16 protein-coding genes, 1 tRNA gene and 2 pseudogenes are annotated in these 16,507 nt (G+C 48.1%); 9 read left to right on the forward strand and 10 right to left on the reverse strand.

The window, feature by feature from the left end:
• Positions 1-16: 16 nt before the first annotated feature.
• The 6 genes and pseudogenes from A3CY_RS23205 to A3CY_RS0116770 form a co-directional block, all read right to left on the reverse strand.
• Positions 17-694 carry a RibD family protein gene (locus A3CY_RS23205; protein ID WP_018339095.1) on the reverse strand — a complete coding sequence of 226 codons (678 nt, stop codon included), beginning with the start codon at positions 692-694 and terminating at the stop codon, positions 17-19.
• Positions 695-790: 96 nt separating this feature from the next.
• Positions 791-967 (reverse strand): annotated as a pseudogene (locus A3CY_RS22575) (aldo/keto reductase); the annotation flags it as partial.
• 146 nt (positions 968-1,113) lie between these two features.
• A pseudogene (locus tag A3CY_RS21475) lies at positions 1,114-1,341 on the reverse strand (DapH/DapD/GlmU-related protein); the annotation flags it as partial.
• A gap of 16 nt (positions 1,342-1,357) precedes the next feature.
• Positions 1,358-1,924, reverse strand: a complete 567-nt coding sequence (locus A3CY_RS0116760) for a flavodoxin (protein ID WP_026207792.1) — start codon at positions 1,922-1,924, stop codon at positions 1,358-1,360.
• 1 nt (position 1,925) lies between these two features.
• Positions 1,926-2,756 carry a carboxymuconolactone decarboxylase family protein gene (locus A3CY_RS0116765; protein WP_081619495.1) on the reverse strand — a complete coding sequence of 277 codons (831 nt, stop codon included), beginning with the start codon at positions 2,754-2,756 and terminating at the stop codon, positions 1,926-1,928.
• A 122-nt stretch (positions 2,757-2,878) separates the two neighbouring features.
• Positions 2,879-3,691: an AraC family transcriptional regulator gene (locus A3CY_RS0116770; protein WP_018339100.1), complete on the reverse strand. Its 813-nt coding sequence runs from the start codon at positions 3,689-3,691 to the stop codon at positions 2,879-2,881.
• Between the two features lie 245 nt (positions 3,692-3,936).
• On the opposite strand from A3CY_RS0116770, the gene A3CY_RS0116775 reads away from it, so the two are divergent.
• The 6 genes from A3CY_RS0116775 (at position 3,937) to A3CY_RS0116800 (ending at position 9,133) form a co-directional block, all read left to right on the forward strand.
• The gene (locus tag A3CY_RS0116775) at positions 3,937-4,689 is read left to right on the forward strand and encodes an outer membrane lipoprotein-sorting protein (RefSeq protein WP_018339101.1); all 753 of its coding nucleotides are present in this window, start codon (positions 3,937-3,939) and stop codon (positions 4,687-4,689) included.
• A gap of 1 nt (position 4,690) precedes the next feature.
• Positions 4,691-5,905 (forward strand): ABC transporter permease, encoded by a 1,215-nt coding sequence (locus A3CY_RS0116780; RefSeq protein ID WP_018339102.1) that lies wholly within the window; start codon positions 4,691-4,693, stop codon positions 5,903-5,905.
• Positions 5,902-7,134, forward strand: coding sequence for an ABC transporter permease (locus A3CY_RS0116785; RefSeq protein WP_040371990.1), 1,233 nt, complete (start codon positions 5,902-5,904; stop codon positions 7,132-7,134). Before A3CY_RS0116780 ends, A3CY_RS0116785 begins: the two co-directional genes overlap by 4 nt.
• Positions 7,135-7,154: 20 nt before the next feature.
• Positions 7,155-7,838 carry an ABC transporter ATP-binding protein gene (locus A3CY_RS0116790; RefSeq protein ID WP_018339104.1) on the forward strand — a complete coding sequence of 228 codons (684 nt, stop codon included), beginning with the start codon at positions 7,155-7,157 and terminating at the stop codon, positions 7,836-7,838.
• Entirely contained in the window at positions 7,835-8,992 is a 1,158-nt protein-coding gene (locus A3CY_RS0116795) for a hypothetical protein (RefSeq protein WP_018339105.1), read from the forward strand. The genes A3CY_RS0116790 and A3CY_RS0116795 overlap by 4 nt, the downstream gene beginning before the upstream one ends.
• A 59-nt stretch (positions 8,993-9,051) precedes the next feature.
• Positions 9,052-9,133: transfer RNA gene (locus tag A3CY_RS0116800), tRNA-Tyr, on the forward strand.
• 278 nt (positions 9,134-9,411) lie between these two features.
• Here A3CY_RS0116800 and A3CY_RS0116805 read toward each other — a convergent pair.
• Positions 9,412-10,038 (reverse strand): nitroreductase family protein, encoded by a 627-nt coding sequence (locus A3CY_RS0116805; protein WP_018339106.1) that lies wholly within the window; start codon positions 10,036-10,038, stop codon positions 9,412-9,414.
• 119 nt (positions 10,039-10,157) lie between these two features.
• Here A3CY_RS0116805 and A3CY_RS0116810 point away from each other — a divergent pair, with 119 nt between their 5' ends.
• A complete protein-coding gene (locus A3CY_RS0116810) occupies positions 10,158-11,009 on the forward strand; it encodes an AraC family transcriptional regulator (RefSeq protein ID WP_018339107.1) in 852 nt (283 codons plus the stop codon).
• A 13-nt stretch (positions 11,010-11,022) separates the two neighbouring features.
• On the opposite strand, the gene A3CY_RS0116815 is transcribed toward A3CY_RS0116810, so the two are convergent.
• Entirely contained in the window at positions 11,023-12,042 is a 1,020-nt protein-coding gene (locus A3CY_RS0116815; RefSeq protein WP_018339108.1) for an AI-2E family transporter, read from the reverse strand.
• A 109-nt stretch (positions 12,043-12,151) separates the two neighbouring features.
• A complete protein-coding gene (locus tag A3CY_RS0116820) occupies positions 12,152-12,820 on the reverse strand; it encodes a Crp/Fnr family transcriptional regulator (RefSeq protein ID WP_040372004.1) in 669 nt (222 codons plus the stop codon).
• A gap of 219 nt (positions 12,821-13,039) precedes the next feature.
• Between A3CY_RS0116820 and hcp the strand changes: the two genes are divergently transcribed.
• Positions 13,040-14,683 carry a hydroxylamine reductase gene (gene hcp, locus A3CY_RS0116825; protein ID WP_026207795.1) on the forward strand — a complete coding sequence of 548 codons (1,644 nt, stop codon included), beginning with the start codon at positions 13,040-13,042 and terminating at the stop codon, positions 14,681-14,683.
• A 210-nt stretch (positions 14,684-14,893) separates the two neighbouring features.
• On the opposite strand, the gene A3CY_RS0116830 is transcribed toward hcp, so the two are convergent.
• Positions 14,894-15,679: a C40 family peptidase gene (locus A3CY_RS0116830; protein WP_018339112.1), complete on the reverse strand. Its 786-nt coding sequence runs from the start codon at positions 15,677-15,679 to the stop codon at positions 14,894-14,896.
• A 138-nt stretch (positions 15,680-15,817) separates the two neighbouring features.
• Here A3CY_RS0116830 and A3CY_RS0116835 point away from each other — a divergent pair, with 138 nt between their 5' ends.
• Positions 15,818-16,501 carry an SIR2 family NAD-dependent protein deacylase gene (locus A3CY_RS0116835; protein ID WP_018339113.1) on the forward strand — a complete coding sequence of 228 codons (684 nt, stop codon included), beginning with the start codon at positions 15,818-15,820 and terminating at the stop codon, positions 16,499-16,501.
• Positions 16,502-16,507: the final 6 nt, after the last annotated feature.

The following is a 16,507-nucleotide window of genomic DNA, read 5'->3' on the forward strand; positions in this document are numbered from 1 at the left end:
TCTGCTTGGATTCATATTATTTCATCTTATAGCGCAGCCAGACTATATCCGTCGGCCACCGCTCCACGCTTTCCAGTTTCAGACGGAACGGGTTGCATCCCGTGTCGGCTATACCGTCGAAAACGGCCGTCTGCCCTTTGCGCCCGTCAATGCCGGGGGCTACCATGATACTGACCTCGTCGATCAGTCCAGCCTCCAGAAATCCGCCGCAGATATGCCCGCCCCCGACGATTGCAAGGCGTTTAACCCCGAAATGCTCGGACAGAGCTTCCATAGCTTTAGGCAGATCAATTCGTCCTTTTCCGACCGCAATCCAAGAAATACCTTGTTGCCGAAGTGTTTCCAGATACGCTTCGGATACTTCTTCACTGACGATGCAGAGTAACGGATGCCCGTCAGCCTCATTCGCCTGCCAGCGCAGTTTCCCTCGCGTATCCACTACAATGGTGTATTCATCCGATTTTCGGGCAACATAAATGGAAGTCCTGCCTATCGGGGTTCCCTCCATTCGGGAAGATTCCTCTTTGACAGCCGTACATTCCAAAGCGGTAGTCACTCGCCCGGAAAGTTTCGAGCAAGAACCGAGTTTCTCCAACGCGATATAGTATTCGTCCGCACTCAGTTGCCCGACCATCGGGCAGTCGATGCGGCCATCGACGGATGTCATCATGTGACTGATAATGTAAGGATTCATATTTTACTGTTTTATAATAATCTGGAACAAAGGTAGCTCCGTTTAACCGATTCGTCATTAGACAGATTACGGATTGAGCTACCATTTTTACCGATTTTAGTGTCCGACCTGTTTTTGCTGTTCGGCGTTGTAACGATCTCCCACAACCGGAATGGCAACCACCGTATCTTCCAGTTCTCTCCACTCTTCCGGAGAGAAGGAAAATTCAAGCGTGCGCAGATTCTCTTCCAAATGCGACAGTTTCGTCGTTCCGGGAATCGGCACGATCCACGGCGGCTGATGTTCATTTTATTATCTTCTTTCATGGTTTCCATAAATCTTCATGTTTTAATGTTCTGCTACAAAGTTAAAAAGAGAGCCTCGCAACGTCTTTGCTGCGAGGCTCAAAACACTTTGGCGGGAAGTTCACTTCGTTAAAATCACATGCCGTTTTTTATATGCCTGATCACTTTGGCGGGATTCCCGGCAACAATAGTGTCAGGCTCTACATCGCGCGTCACGACACTGCCGGCCCCGACCACTGCATTCTCACCGACGGTAACACCCGGAAGAATGGTCGCACCGGCTCCGATCCACGCCCGTCTACAGATATGTATAGGCTTGCAGGTAATTACCCACCTATTTTCCAAATCGTGATTATTGGAGATAAATTCTTCCATAAACTTACTTGCTTGCCTGTTTTGCCCATTCTCCGGCTTGCTTTACACCTCCATTAAGCAGTCTGCCCTCTTTCCACACGATTTTCGGGTAGAGTTTCTTGAGCTGTTTGACACTGCCCGTTATCGAACTTCCGCCGGAAGTGGCGAACGGAATGACAGTTTTACCGGAGAAGTCGTATTTTTCGAGGAACGTATTGACCGGACGCGGACACAAATCCCACCAAATCGGATACCCCACGAATATCACGTCATAATCTTTCGGGGCAACAGATTCACCGCCCAATTCCGGTCGTGAATTCTCGGTATTCATTTCAACCGAACTTCGGCTTTTCTTGTTGTTCCAATCGAGGTCGGCTGATGTGTAGGCTTTAGCGGGAGTTATCCGGTAAAGTTTGCCGCCGGTTGCTTTGGCAATGGCATCCGCTACTTTTTCAGTTGTTCCGGTGCAGGAAAAATAGGCGACAAGGATTTTTTTGTCCGATGACGCACTGGTGTCCGTGACTTGTTTCTGCGCATTTGCCGCGCCGCTGAAACTGATAAGGCTCATAAGTATCAATATTACGTGTTTCATCTCATTTTAATTTTGAATACTCTTTATCACTTACAGGCTCAAGCCATTCGTTGCTGTTATTCTCGCCGGGGACCTCAATGGCAAGGTGGGAAAACCAACTGCCGGGAGCCGCCCCGTGCCAGTGTTTCACGCCCGCCGGAATATGGATAGCATCACCGGGCCGCAATTCGACCGCCTTTTTTCCCCATTCCTGATAATAACCGCGGCCACCCACGCACACGAGCGTCTGTCCGCCGCCTTTTGTGGCGTGGTGTACATGCCAGTTGTTGCGGCAACCCGGCTCAAAAGTGACATTTACGACAGGAACGCCAGCCGTCACCACGGGCGCAACATAGCTTTGTCCGATAAAATACTTGGCATAGGCATCATTCGGCTTGCCGACTGGAAAAATGATGGTTTGTGCATATGCTTCAAGCGAACCGACTGCAGTACTATCGGCATTTTCGGTCCAAACTTCTTTTGCCATACGAAAAGCTGCCCATGCCTTGGGCCAGCCTGCATAGAAGGCGGCATGGGTGAGGATTTCGGCCATTTCGGTTTTGCTTACTCCGTTTTTCTTCGCCGATTCAAGGTGATACTTGAACGAAGAGTCGGTCAATCCCTGCGACATGAGGGCGACCACCGTTACGATGGAACGGTCACGGAGCGAAAGCAGGTCGTTGCGGCTCCAGACCTCCCCGAAAAGGATGTCGTCATTGAGATGCGCGAACTCGGGAGCGAACTCGCCGAGCGCGTCACGTCCGGCTGTTTGCTTGATTTTTACTTGTGATCTTGCCATGATTGGAAATATTAAAGTTAATAATAAAACCCATGAAGTTACTTTTGTTTTCATACCGTTTGATTTTAATTCTGCTTTTATGGAGATCGGCATTCGATTCTCAAATGCAAAGATACGAAACGAGCCTTGCAGCGACTTTGCTGCAAAGCTCAAATTTCTTTGTCAGGAGGTTCATTTTACCAAGATGGAGCTGCCCCGTATGCCTCCTTGTATATTTTGGAGAAATGCGACAAATTTTTGAAACCTACGTCGAAGCAGGCTTCCGTTACCTTCTTTTTCCCCGATTTGATCAAGTCATGAGCAGCTTCGAGGCGCCGTTTGATGATCCATTTTTGAGGTGTCAGGTTGCTCACTTTAGCAAAATCCCGTTTGAACGTGGCCAGGCTGCGCCCCGTGTAGCTTGCGATTTCCTCCATCGACAAGTCGCACATATAGTTCTCGTTCAGGTAATCAAGAATGTCTATTTTCCAAGGTTCGACGAAATCGAACAGCGAAGCATAAAGGTTCCTGTCCGTGTTGAGTAAGACATAGACGCCCTCGATCATCTTCAATTTCAGAATATCCTCCGAAGGCTTCTCTCCGGCATCGAAATAAGGGACAACCGACTCGAACAGAGAGCGGATATCCGGTCGGTTGTTCGGCAACACACGCAGACTCACCTTTTCGCGCTTTGAATCAACAGGAATCTCTTGACGGTTGAGTGTTTGGTAAAACTCCCGAAGAAAAGCCCTTGAAAATTTCAACGTGATAGAGCGATAGGGTTCCTCATCCTTTACGTGTTTCTGTAACCACATCCTGTTGTCACGTCGCATGAAAGCGCAATCCCCCGGGTGCAAAACCGTTTTCTTTCCACGTTCCTCGATTTCCAATTCTCCGGAACACAGATAAATAAGCGTATGTTCCCGATTTTCGTGGGCGCATCTCCGGTCATCGGTAAAATAACTCGCGATAAGCACATTCGAGCAATTGAATACATCAAGTTTTTCCATATTCTTGGCTTTTTATTTTTGCAAAAATAGTGCATTATTTTCAGACATTGTTTGTTATAGGGATCATTTTGAAGTCAAACATTTTTTTCATTTTCAATTTTCAATTGAATTTTGTCACCCATTTTCCGTTTTTTCCTGTCGTAAATAGGGTCTTTAAAATAAAAAGAGAATTGAAGTACCCTATTTTAACCATTCGTTCGTTATAAACGAGAAAGAGAAAATATAACTAAACTAATAACAGGAACATGACGAAAAGATTCATCTTTATCTGTTGCGTTTTGCTATTTGGCGGAAGCCTTAGCGCGCAAGAACTCACGGCAAAGCAAATTCTGGAAAAAGTGACCAGTAACAAACAAGGGGAAACCCTGTACTCGGAAGTCACCATGACCATCGTGCGCCCGACGTGGACGCGGGTTGTAGGCGTAAAGAACTGGACAAAAGGAGAAAAGTACTCCCTGATCCTGATCACTTCGCCGGCAAAAGACAAGGGACAAGCTTTCCTGAAAAGGGATAAAGACTTGTGGAACTGGATGCCGAGCATCGACCGGATGGTAAAAATGTCCTCCTCCGTCATGGGACAATCCTGGATGGGAAGCGATTTCACGAACGATGATATGACAAAACACTCGTCCAAGCTGGAAGATTACACCCACGAGCTGAACGGAACGGAAAACGTGAGGGGCGACGAGTGCTACAAACTGACTCTCGTTCCCAGGGAAGAGGCGGCAGTGGTGTGGGGAAAGATCGTCATGTGGATTACCAAAAAAGATTTTATCGAGGTGAAATCGGAATTTTATGATGAAGATGGTGTTCTGATCAATACTTATAACGGTTACGACATCAAGGAATACCAGGGACGGAAGATTCCTTCCCGGCTGGAAGTGGTCCCGGCAGACAAGCCGAACCAGAAGACCGTCCTGACCGTGCTCAAGAACGACTTCAACAAACCCATGAGTGACGACTTCTTTTCCCAACAAAACATGAAAAAACTTAGATAACATGATAAAACTCGCCTGGCGAAATATATGGCGCAACTCCCGGAGAACCTGTATCACGGTTGCCTCCGTGTTTTCAGCCGTACTATTCAGCATATTAACCATATCCCTATCCGACGGGAGCTGGAACAAGCTCATGGACAACCTCCTGCGTACCCAAGTCGGACACATCGAAATTCACCAGAAAGGATACCGGGAGGAGAAAACGATAGACAATTACATGACGATGGACGAGGCCACGATCGAGAAATTGCGTACCCTGCCCCACATCACGAACGTATCGCCGAGGGTGGAAACTTTTGCCATGGCTTCCTCCGACAAGACCACGAAAGGGGTCGGCATCGTGGGGATCGACCCCGTGCAGGAAGACTACAAATCTTCGCTATCCCAACGTATCGTCAAGGGCAATTACCTGAAACAGGATGATGACGGCGTCCTGCTCGGCAAAGGGTTGAGCGAGTTCCTGCAAGTGCAGGTCGGCGACACGATTGCCCTCATGGGACAAGGCTACCACGGCACGAATGCCATCGGGTTGTTTCCCGTCCGGGGCATCGTGTCTATCATTATCCCGGAAATGGACAAAGGCTTTATATACATGACACTCCCGAGCGCCCATTCGTATATCAACATGGAGGACGGGTACAGCGGGATGCTCATTTCCATTGACAAAGACGAGAACTTGGAAAAAGCACGCGACGCCGTGTTGACCTCCATAGATGCCTCCCCGTATGACGTGATGCGCTGGCAGGAATCCATGGAAAACCTGCTGACGCAATCAAGAGCGAATAAAGTATTTTCCAAAATCATCATGTTCATCCTGTACGTGATCGTGGGATTCGGAATCCTGGGAACCGTGATCATGATGACGAACGAACGCAGGCACGAGTTCGGGGTGGTCGTCGCCCTGGGCATGAAACGGCAAACACTGTCGAACGTCGTGTGCATGGAGTTGTTCTTCATGACGCTTCTGGGGGCTTGCCTGGCAATAGCGGTCAGCATCCCGATCACGTTCTATTTCAGCTACTACCCCATCCGACTCACGGGAGAACTGGCAAAAATCGCGCTCGGGTACGGCATGGAACCCGTGATCCCCATGGCTACCAGCGCGCACATTTACATCAACCAGGCGCTGGTCATTCTATTTATCACGTGCCTGACGATCACGTACCCCATCAGTAAAATACTTCAACTCAAAGTCAATAAAGCCATTCGCCCATGAAAATAACACTCATGCTGATGCGCCTGTCATGGAAAAACATCTGGCGCAACAAATTCCGCAGTATATTGATCCTTAGCGCAATTGCCATCGGGCTCTTTGCCGGGACCTTCACGGTCGCGTTCATCGCGGGCTGGGGACGTGCCACGATCGAAACGGAAATATGCAACCAACTATCGCACACGCAAATACACACGCCTGACTTCAGTTACAATTACGATATCAATTCCTATTTCCTCGAGGATCGGATAGCCCCGGTCGTTGACTCGGTAACCCACTTGAATAGCGTAAGTTACAGGTTGAAACTATACGGGGTACTTGCTTCCGCCTCCAACACCGTGGGGACGTTCGTCCATGCTATCGACCCGGAGGAAGAAAAGGCGACCACCACGATCTACCAGTATATCCCCGATTCACTCGGTACATTCCTGGAAAAGGATAAATTACCCATCGTGATCAGCCAAAGGACGGCAAAGAAATTGAACGCCCGCTTAAAGACCAAAGTGGTGCTCTCGCTCCAGGACGTCAACGGCGATATGCAAAGCGTGGCATTCCGCGTGGGAGGAATCTTCAAGACAAACAACAGCATGTTTGACGAATCCACTATATTCGTGCGAAAAAGCGATATTCTTCCCTACACGGGGCTACCGGAAGGCGTGGCGCACGAGGCAGCCATCCTCGCCAGCAACGTCAGTACCGGCAAGGAAATCACGAAAGCCTTGGGTAAAGCCCTTCCCGACATGGATGTGCAAGGCTGGAACGAATTGCAACCGGCTCTCAGGCTTATTCACGCGTGGACAGACCTGATCAACGTGATTATCTTATCCATATTCCTCGTGGCGCTCTCTTTCGGTATCGTGAACACGATGCTTATGGCCGTGCTGGAACGCACGAAAGAATTGGGCGTGCTTGCCTGCATCGGGATGAACAAAAGGAATATATTCAAGATGGTGATGTTTGAAACGCTGTGCCTGACCGTCGTGGGCAGCGGGATAGGCATCTTGCTGGCGTCGTGGGTCATCGGGTACACGGGAGAACACGGCATAGACCTCGGGTTCATGCTCAATGCCAATTACGAACGCTTCGGGTTTAGCTCGGTGGTTTACCCGATACTGGAAACCCGGGCTTTCCTGGAGATCATCGCGCTCGTGGTCATTACCGGTATTATATCAGCGATCTACCCCGCCCGGAAAGCATTGAAGATCAATTCCTGGGAAGCTACAAAATGTTAACAACTAAAACCAATACCATTATGCCAATCATAGAAACCATTAATTTATACAAGACATACAAAGACCAAACGTCTGAAGTACACGCCGTTGACAACGTAAATATCAGTATTGCCGAGGGGGAATTCACAGCCATCGTGGGTCCCTCCGGCTCCGGCAAGACCACTCTGCTGAACCTGATCGGGGGATTGGATACCCCAACTTCCGGGAATCTGTTTATTGACGGGCAAGACATCTCGCGCTTGAAACCCAAGGAAATGGTAGATTTCCGGTTGCACCATATCGGGTTCGTGTTCCAGTCGTTCAACCTTATCCCCGTGCTAAGCGCCAAAGAAAATGTCGCTTTTGTCATGGAACTGCAAGGACGGAAAAAAGGTGAACGGGACACGCGGGCACAAGAACTGCTGGAAGCCGTGGGGCTTGGCGACCGGGCAAACAGCCGCCCTTCCAAACTTTCCGGCGGACAACAGCAGCGTGTGGCGGTGGCTCGTGCCTTGGCATCGAAACCCAAATTCATCCTTGCCGACGAGCCTACCGCGAACCTGGATAGCAAATCCGCCGAAAACCTTTTGGATATGATGGAAAAACTCAACCAGAAAGAGAATATCACGTTCGTGTTCTCGACACACGACCCGCGGATCATGTCAAAAGCAAGGCGGATCATCACCCTCGAAGACGGTAAAATCATTAACGACATCGTGAAATGAAAAAATATATTTTTCTTTTTTGTGTTATCATTTCATCCCAAGACCTCTTCTCGCAAGAGGTCGGCAAGATCGAATTCTCAGGCTACGTGAACGAAATGTTTTCCGTGTTCACCGAGAACTTGGATAATTCATGGTACTGGCAAAACACCGTGCACAACCGCCTGACGTTCGGTTGGCAACCCGGAGAATACTGGAGAATCGACGCCGGCATACGAAACCGATTGTTTAGCGGCGACTTTCTCGATATTCCCGGGTACGCCAAAAACATGGGAAAAGACAATGGCTACATGGACTTGTCGTGGAACATCATGGACAAGAAAAACGCCCTGCTGAACATGGCGTGCGACCGGCTCTATCTCACGTTCGAGAAAGAAAAATGGTGCCTGAAACTGGGACGCCAACGGGTAAACTGGGGACAGACGTTCGTGTGGAACGCGAACGACCTGTTCAATAGCTACTCGTTCTTTGACTTCGACTACATCGAACGTCCCGGCTGCGATGCTTTCCGGGGAACGTATTACCACAACGCCACCTCTTTCAGCGAAGTGGTCGTTTCCCTCGACCATTCCAAAAAGGTCACCGCCGCCCTTTTACACCACGGCACGATCAAGAACTTTGACTACCAGGTTATGACCGGTATTCAAGCGGAAGACGATTATGTCGTGGGAGGCGCTTTCACGGGAGATGTAAAAGGAGTGAATTTACGCGGGGAGTTTGCTTACCGGCAGCCTTTGGACAATTTCGGCAAATCAACCGGGATTATTGAAGCCTCTTTCGGCGCCGACTACCTGTTTTCCAATCAACTGATGTTGCAGGGCGAGGTCATGTACAACAATAAAGGAAGCATCTTCTCGGCAAATAATATCCTCAAACTCATACTCCATCCCTCGTCGGCAAACATCATGAGTGCCATGAATAGCTGGAACGTGGTCGGCATGGTATTCTATCCCCCGACCGACCGCCTGTCCCTGTCCATTTCGGGGATGTATATGTCCGGGTTGGAAACCTGTTTCGCCGGGGTGATCATGGATTATTCCCTGTGGAGGAATCTTGATTTCTCGGTCATCTCGCAATACTTCACGACCGTGGGCGACACGATTCCCATTGACGCGAGGGCTTGGTTCGGTTTCGCCCGTTTAAAATTTTCGTTCTAAAGTAATGATTCATTCAAAAAAACTATATATTTGCAGTCGCAAATCATTCTTTGAACAAAGGGGAGATACCAAAGTGGCCAACTGGGGCTGACTGTAACTCAGCTGACATCGTCTTCGTAGGTTCGAATCCTGCTCTCCCCACGAGTAAAAAAACACCTCGGGTGAGGTGTTTTTCCCTATCTAACTAGGAACTAATACTATAGCAAACAGTTATCACATTCTATACACGCTCGAATTAGAGTCTTATCAAATTCGTCCCCGAAGGACTTTGAAAGGAGTTTGTAAGGAGTTTGAAAGGACTTTGTACCGGAACTACACCGGAAGCTCAACGGGATTACACCGTGATTTCCTGGAAAAAAACACCTGGAGTTTCGGAAGTCAAAACGGCGACAAACAGCTGCAAAAGAAGCTCACGCACGTTACCAGACGTTCGTGTGTATCCGCTCCTCGACGTCGATTTCTTTTTGTTTGGGCAGAAAGGCGTTTTTCGCGGGATAACCCATCGTAAGTAGACAGGTGAACTCGTAGTCTTCTGGGGCGCCGACAATCTTCTTGATTTTTTCTACTTCGTCGGCAACAGGAATATGGAACACGGTCCCCAATCCTTCGGCAGTGGCGGCGAGCAGCATATTCTCCAACGAGCACCATGCCGAAGCAAAGTAGTTGAGCGAGCTTTGCTCTTTAGGTTGTAGCAGCGGACTTTGTTTCTGGCGGAAGAAAGGCAGGATCAGCACTCCGCTCTGCACCAGCATACGCTGTTGCTTGGGCAGGGCATCGGCAAACATATCCATCTTGTCCTTGTCGCCTGATTCGTCCACTTCATGCACCAGTTTCGTGAATGCCGCCATATTTTTGGCAAGCGGTTCAATTACTTTAGCAATGTTTTCACGTCCGCGCACCACGATGAACTCAAGCTGGCGCAGATGATCGTTTGTCGGGGCTTTAAATGCCGCACCGATTACTCTTTTAAGGATTTCATCACTTACTTCACGGTCGGAATAGTCGCGATACGTGCGGCGTTTCTCCAATACTTCGTACAATTCCATAATGATATTATTTTGGTTTTACATATTGTTTTCGAGTGCAAAATTAGATATTCATGTTGTCTGCCATTTGTATTATTGTATCAAAAACTTGTTGCATATTTGCATCAAAATTTTGTTTCATGGAAGATACAGCCATACCATACAAGCTGCCTGAAGTGGAGAATCATTCGTTTTTCTTCATCGACCAACGGGTGGAGCCGAGCCTCGAAGCCAAGCTCCATCGGCATGACGCATGGGAGTTATATTATGTTGTTCATGGACGAGGTAACCGGATGGCAGGAGATACTTTACAACCTTTTGAAGCAGGAAATGTGGTACTGATACCACCTTCAATGCTTCACCGTTGGGAATATGAACCGAAGTCAATAGACGGGGACGGTCGCATGCGTTATCTGATGGTGGCTTTCAGCCATTCGTTCGTTGAACGGTGTATGGAAGTGTTCCCGGAATTAAGGAACAGATTGGCTGGAGTAACATTCCCGACAGACGCGATGAAATACGGAACTGAAAGTTCACGGATTATCCGTAAAGCTTTGTTGGAAATAAATGAGATGAATGAGCTTGAACGATTGTGTGCAATGTTCCGCCTTCTACCTGTTGTATTTACCTCGTCAGACTGTACGTTTGCGGGGAGACCTACGCGTATCGAGAAAGACGCACGGCGTATGCAGCAGATTTCGGCGTACGTTATGAAGCACTACGTTCATTCCATCGCGCTGGATGATATAGCAGCAGAAGTTGGGATGAATCGTTCTGCATTCTGTTCTTATTTTAAGCGGTGTAAGGGAATGACATTTTCTCAGTTCGTCACACGGTATCGATTGAACACCGCTTGTGAGTTATTGAAACACTCTCAAAAGAGCGTGTCGGAAATCTGTTATTTGGTCGGATTCAACGACCTCCCTCATTTCGTAAGAGTGTTTACAAGTTCTATCGGGATGCCACCATCAAAATATAGAAAATCGTTTTAATCGAATTAATCTATTATTGATACTTCCGATCTTCTCCCAAATATTCTTCCTTGAATATGTTCACGCAGAACGCAAAAATAGCCAACAACAAAGGTCCGAAAATCACTCCCATGAACCCGAATAAGGAAAGCCCGATAATCACGCCGAAAATCGTGATCAGGGGATGCGTGTCCGCCATCTTTTTCTGCAACATGAACCGTACAAGGTTATCGACATTGGCTATCACGATGACCGCGTAAACAGCCAAGCCGATGGCTGCCCCCCAATGCCCGGTCATCCCCATGTACAATACCAGGGGAGCCCATACCAGAGCGGTCCCCACGATCGGGATGACCGTGGCAAAGCAGGAAAGGAATCCCCAAAGCAACGGGCTCGGGACACCGAAAATGAAGTACCCGATCATTGCCACCACGCCTTGAATCAATGCCAGTAACGGTATGCCAATGGCGTTCGACTTCACGATCATATTGAACTCGTGCAATATACTCTGTTTATTCCGCTTGTTAAATGGCAAAATATCGCTCACGTATTCCTCCATCTTGGTTCCCCCGATCAACATGAAATAGAGCACGAAAAGAAGCACCACCACGTTGATGGCAAAACTACTGATGCTTCCCATTAACATCTGCCCGATCTTGGGCAGCATCGAAAGCAAGGAATCCACGTTCGACTTGCTCATCACGTCATACCCGATACGCTGCTCGATAAGGTCTGCCACGTGTTCCGCGGGAGCTATCATGCTGTGCGGATCGAGGTTGATTTCCTGCAACTTACTCACGAACAGCCAAACGACCAAAGACAAGGGTACCAGAAAACAAAGAATCGTTTCCACCAGCAACAAAGCAGCCATCAGGCTCGGGCGCATCCGTTTCTTCACGGTCAGGTACAGCATCTGGTTGCGCAACAGGATATAAATAGTCATCGCACCTAATATCCCGCTGATAAAAGGCAGGCTTTTGAAAAATATAATCGTTCCCAGCAACAGGATGATTATTACTAGGGAATATCTCCAATATTGTTCTTTCAAACTCATTTTTTATTTATTTACAGTTAAATCATCATAAAGAAGAAGCCATCTCCTTCTACCCCATCTTTAACGAAATAAAGAATAAAAATGTTATATTTAAACCACCGGAATATAATCACATTATAGCCCGCCGCAAAGCCTGCCAATCAAGTATCGTGATCTCCCGCCGGTTCACGGTAATCAGCCCCTCGTCCGCCAGCTCGTACAGAACCTTAGCCAACGCCGGACGAGTGACCCCGAAGTATTCAGCCAGCTCTTGTTGCGACTTATCCAACATCACTTTTTCTTTTCCCGAAGAAGCCAATTCCAATATATAATGGATCAATTTGCCACGTATCGTCTTGAAGGAAAGGAATTGCAACCGCCCCGTCAGGAAAGTGGTACGATTGGAGTTCACGGCAAGGAAGTTTCGCATAAAGACCTCGCTATGTCCCAATTGCCGGAATACAGACTCTTTCGTGGCGATAAAGACCTCGGTTGCCTCTGCCACGGTAGCCGTCACCGGAAAATGATTGTCCTCGGCAAAAAGAAACGCGGGAGCGAGTGCCCGAGGTGCCCGAATCGTTTCGATACGCAACATGGCACCCGAATCATCGGTCATCTCCGCCTTGATTTCTCCTTCCAGCAGGATATACAGGAAACGACAAGGCTCCCCTTGCCGGAAGACGATCTCGTCACGGGCATACGTTCTGACCGTGTAGTCAAAACCTTCCAGAAAACGTTCCCGTTCTCCCTCGGGAATGCCAATACATAACGGACAATCGAAAAAACGAGCTATTGCCATACGTGTAAACTTTTGATACTCTCGCAAATATACCATTTTATCCTTGACTATACATTTTTCCCCTTTCTTTTTTAACCTTTACACGAGTTGTCCGTATAAATTATTGAATATTAAACTCAGTTTGTAATTTATATTACAATTATTGTTTTCACGCACCCTTACATTCGCACCAAACAATTGAAAAGAAAAATTCATTTAACACACTAGACTATGGAAAAAATGTTTTGTTACCAATGCCAAGAAACCGCTAAAGGTACGGGATGTACGGTACGCGGCGTATGCGGAAAGACTCCCGACGTGGCTAATTTACAAGATTTACTTTTATTCGTCTTGAAAGGAATCGCCCACTACCGGGTACAACTACGGGCTTTGGATGCCGTAGACCACACTGCCGACCGTTTTATCCTCGACGGACTTTTTATGACCATCACGAATGCCAATTTCGACAAGCAACGTTTTATCGAGAAGATCAAAGCGGCTCTCGACCTGCGGGAACAATTGAAACAAACTTTCCTGGCAAAAGGCGGAAAAATCGAAAGCATCACCTTTGAAGGCGCACGCTGGACAGCCTCCACCCCGGAAGAGATGGAAGCCAAGGCGGGATGCGTCGGGGTGTTATCTACCGAAAACGAGGACATCCGCTCCCTGCGCGAGTTGCTCACCTACGGAATGAAAGGAATGGCGGCATACACGGAACACGCCCATAATCTCGGTCACGAGAATCCCGGCATATATGAATTTATCGACCGGGGATTGGTTGCCACCACAATTCCGCTTTCTGCCGACCAACTGGTGCAACTAGTGCTGGAATGCGGCAAAAACGGGGTCGATGCCATGGCATTGTTGGACAAGGCAAACACAGACACTTACGGGAACCCGGAAATCACCAAGGTTGACATCGGCGTCCGGAAGAACCCGGGCATCCTGATCAGCGGACATGACCTGCGTGACCTGTACGAATTATTGGAACAAACCGAAGGAACGGGAGTCGACGTGTACACGCATAGCGAGATGCTCCCCGCACACTATTATCCCGCTTTCAAGAAATATAAACATTTCGCCGGAAATTACGGCAATTCATGGTGGCGCCAAGTGTACGAGTTCCAGCATTTCAACGGTCCCATGCTATTCACCACGAACTGTATCGTGCCGCCGCACCCGGACGCTAATTACAAAGACAGGGTATACACCACCGGATCTGCCGGATTCCCCGGATTCAAGCACATCGAGAGAAAGCCGGGACAACCGAAAGATTTCAGCGAGATCATAGAGCACGCCAAGAAATGCCCGCCACCGGAAGAAATAGAGAACGGTAGCATTATCGGGGGATTTGCCCACAATCAAGTATTCGCGTTGGCAGACAAAGTGGTGGAAGCCGTTAAATCGGGAGCTATCCGTAAATTCTTCGTCATGGCAGGATGCGACGGTAGAATGAAAAGCCGGGAATATTATACTGAATTCGCACAAAAACTACCGAAAGACACGGTGATCCTCACCGCCGGATGTGCTAAATACCGTTACAATAAACTTCCTCTCGGGGATATTAACGGTATTCCGCGGGTACTGGACGCCGGACAATGCAACGATAGTTACTCGCTCGCCGTTATCGCCCTCAAGCTGAAAGAAATATTCGGGCTGGAGAATGTGAACCAGTTGCCTATTGTCTACAACATTGCCTGGTACGAGCAAAAAGCCGTCATCGTGCTGCTTGCCTTGCTTTATCTCGGCGTGAAAAACATCCACCTGGGACCAACTCTCCCCGGATTCCTTTCCCCGAACGTGGCAAAAGTGCTGGTCGACAAATTCGGCATCGCCGGTATCACTACCGCGGATGATGATTTGAAATTCTTCCTGGAAAACTAAGAATGAGTTTACCCGAGGGTGTGTTTTGAACACACCCTCGAGTCTATAAAGTCTTTAAAGTCCATAAAGTCGTAAGGTCAAAATACTACAAACACATAGATAATCATATTGATATTCAATATTTTGTATAATATTTGACTTTATAAACTTTCAGAACCGAAGGTTCGACTTTATGGACTTTATGAACTAGGAGATGTGACACACCTCCTCTTATATCATCTGCTTCAGAATCTTCAACGTATGCGTGTATCTTTTCATTTCCTCGTTGAAGATACCGTGATGGTCGATTTTATCTATTCTTACCCGTCCCGAGGCATGAATAATTCTTCCTTGCTCCCACAGGATACCGACGTGAGTGATACAACCGGAAGCATCCCCGAAGAAGGCTAAATCGCCGGGTTGGGCTTCCTCCAAAAATGACAATATCTGCCCTCCGTTCACTTGTTTTTCCACGTCCCGGGGAATAGAGATTCCCGCGAGGCGATATACCATCTGCACGAAACCGGAACAATCAACCCCTTTAGGCGTTCGCCCTCCCCAAAGATAAGGTGCGTTATAATACATCAACGCGTATTGTATCAACAACTCCCGCAAACTCTCAATGCCGACCTCCCGCAAGGCTCCCAAAACCACGTATTCCTCGTCACCCAGAAACATCTTCTTGGCGTAAGCATCATAAAACGGAAGCACGCTTCCGGCAACAATCAGGCGGTTCTCCCAATCTCCCTGTTTCACGACTAAATTGAAAACCTCACCCATGATTAATTGGTCAGACGCCCGGTAGTTTTCCACGTATGTCTCATCTACCTCCCGAAAAACCTTCTTCTCTACCCATCCCCTGCTATCATCATGCAGTAAGCGGATATAGAGCCACTTCTCGTCTATTTCCAACACCTCGTACACCTCACCAAACAGCACCTGGGAAACCATCTCGCTTCGCTCCGACCGTTCCCGCCGCATGGGGGTAATACTCAAATCCGCTATACCAAAACTCATAATAATGTAAAAGCCATTTTCATTTCAATCCCGCAAAAATAGGGCAAAGTTTTGAAATATCATAACGGAACACCTTTCACGAGTAAGATTTTTTACATAACTTGCTCTCGCATTCAAGGAATAAAACTTTATTTGATTATGAAGAAGTTAGTCGTTTTAACAGGAGCAGGCATGAGTGCCGAAAGCGGAATCCGTACTTTCAGAGATAGTGACGGGCTATGGGAAGAATACAACGTCATGGATGTCTGTACCCCCGAAGCATGGGAACGTGACCCGGAATTAGTCAACCGTTTCTACAATGAACGCCGGAAACAACTCTACGACGCAAAACCGAATGCCGGACATTACGGGCTTGCCGACCTTGAAAAAGATTACGACGTACAAATCATAACACAAAATATCGACGATCTTCACGAGCGGGGCGGAAGCACCAAGGTGCTGCACTTGCATGGAGAACTGAAAAAAGTAAGAAGCAGCCGGAATCCGAATTTGATCTACGACCTCGACGGCTGGGAATTAAAACTCGGCACCAAGGCAGAAGACGGTTCCATCCTGCGCCCCCACATCGTTTGGTTCGGGGAATCGGTTCCCAATATCGAACCGGCTATTGACCTGGTTCGGGAAGCCGATATACTGGTCATCATTGGCACCTCTCTTGCCGTGTACCCCGCGGCAAGCCTGTTACACTACGCCCCCGCCGGATGCCGTATCTTGTTGATCGATCCCAAAATACCGGAAGGCGTCAGAAACAGTAAAATCGAATTCATCGAGAAAGGTGCCTCCGAAGGAGTCAAGATTCTGAAAGAAAAACTTAAATTATAAATCCAA

Origin of the sequence: Butyricimonas synergistica DSM 23225 (genome assembly GCF_000379665.1) — a bacterium.
In the GTDB taxonomy this organism is placed as follows: Bacteria; Bacteroidota; Bacteroidia; order Bacteroidales; family Marinifilaceae; genus Butyricimonas; species Butyricimonas synergistica.

Excerpts from the sequence above, each read along its gene's own strand:
- A3CY_RS23205 (WP_018339095.1), bottom strand. The coding sequence starts at position 694 with ATGAATCCTTACATTATCAGTCACATGATGACATCCGTCGATGGCCGC.
- A3CY_RS0116760 (WP_026207792.1), bottom strand. The coding sequence starts at position 1,924 with ATGAAACACGTAATATTGATACTTATGAGCCTTATCAGTTTCAGCGGC.
- A3CY_RS0116765 (WP_081619495.1), bottom strand. The coding sequence starts at position 2,756 with ATGAAAACAAAAGTAACTTCATGGGTTTTATTATTAACTTTAATATTT.
- A3CY_RS0116770 (WP_018339100.1), bottom strand. The coding sequence starts at position 3,691 with ATGGAAAAACTTGATGTATTCAATTGCTCGAATGTGCTTATCGCGAGT.
- A3CY_RS0116775 (WP_018339101.1), top strand. The coding sequence starts at position 3,937 with ATGACGAAAAGATTCATCTTTATCTGTTGCGTTTTGCTATTTGGCGGA.
- A3CY_RS0116780 (WP_018339102.1), top strand. The coding sequence starts at position 4,691 with ATGATAAAACTCGCCTGGCGAAATATATGGCGCAACTCCCGGAGAACC.
- A3CY_RS0116785 (WP_040371990.1), top strand. The coding sequence starts at position 5,902 with ATGAAAATAACACTCATGCTGATGCGCCTGTCATGGAAAAACATCTGG.
- A3CY_RS0116790 (WP_018339104.1), top strand. The coding sequence starts at position 7,155 with ATGCCAATCATAGAAACCATTAATTTATACAAGACATACAAAGACCAA.
- A3CY_RS0116795 (WP_018339105.1), top strand. The coding sequence starts at position 7,835 with ATGAAAAAATATATTTTTCTTTTTTGTGTTATCATTTCATCCCAAGAC.
- A3CY_RS0116805 (WP_018339106.1), bottom strand. The coding sequence starts at position 10,038 with ATGGAATTGTACGAAGTATTGGAGAAACGCCGCACGTATCGCGACTAT.
- A3CY_RS0116810 (WP_018339107.1), top strand. The coding sequence starts at position 10,158 with ATGGAAGATACAGCCATACCATACAAGCTGCCTGAAGTGGAGAATCAT.
- A3CY_RS0116815 (WP_018339108.1), bottom strand. The coding sequence starts at position 12,042 with ATGAGTTTGAAAGAACAATATTGGAGATATTCCCTAGTAATAATCATC.
- A3CY_RS0116820 (WP_040372004.1), bottom strand. The coding sequence starts at position 12,820 with ATGGCAATAGCTCGTTTTTTCGATTGTCCGTTATGTATTGGCATTCCC.
- hcp (WP_026207795.1), top strand. The coding sequence starts at position 13,040 with ATGTTTTGTTACCAATGCCAAGAAACCGCTAAAGGTACGGGATGTACG.
- A3CY_RS0116830 (WP_018339112.1), bottom strand. The coding sequence starts at position 15,679 with ATGAGTTTTGGTATAGCGGATTTGAGTATTACCCCCATGCGGCGGGAA.
- A3CY_RS0116835 (WP_018339113.1), top strand. The coding sequence starts at position 15,818 with ATGAAGAAGTTAGTCGTTTTAACAGGAGCAGGCATGAGTGCCGAAAGC.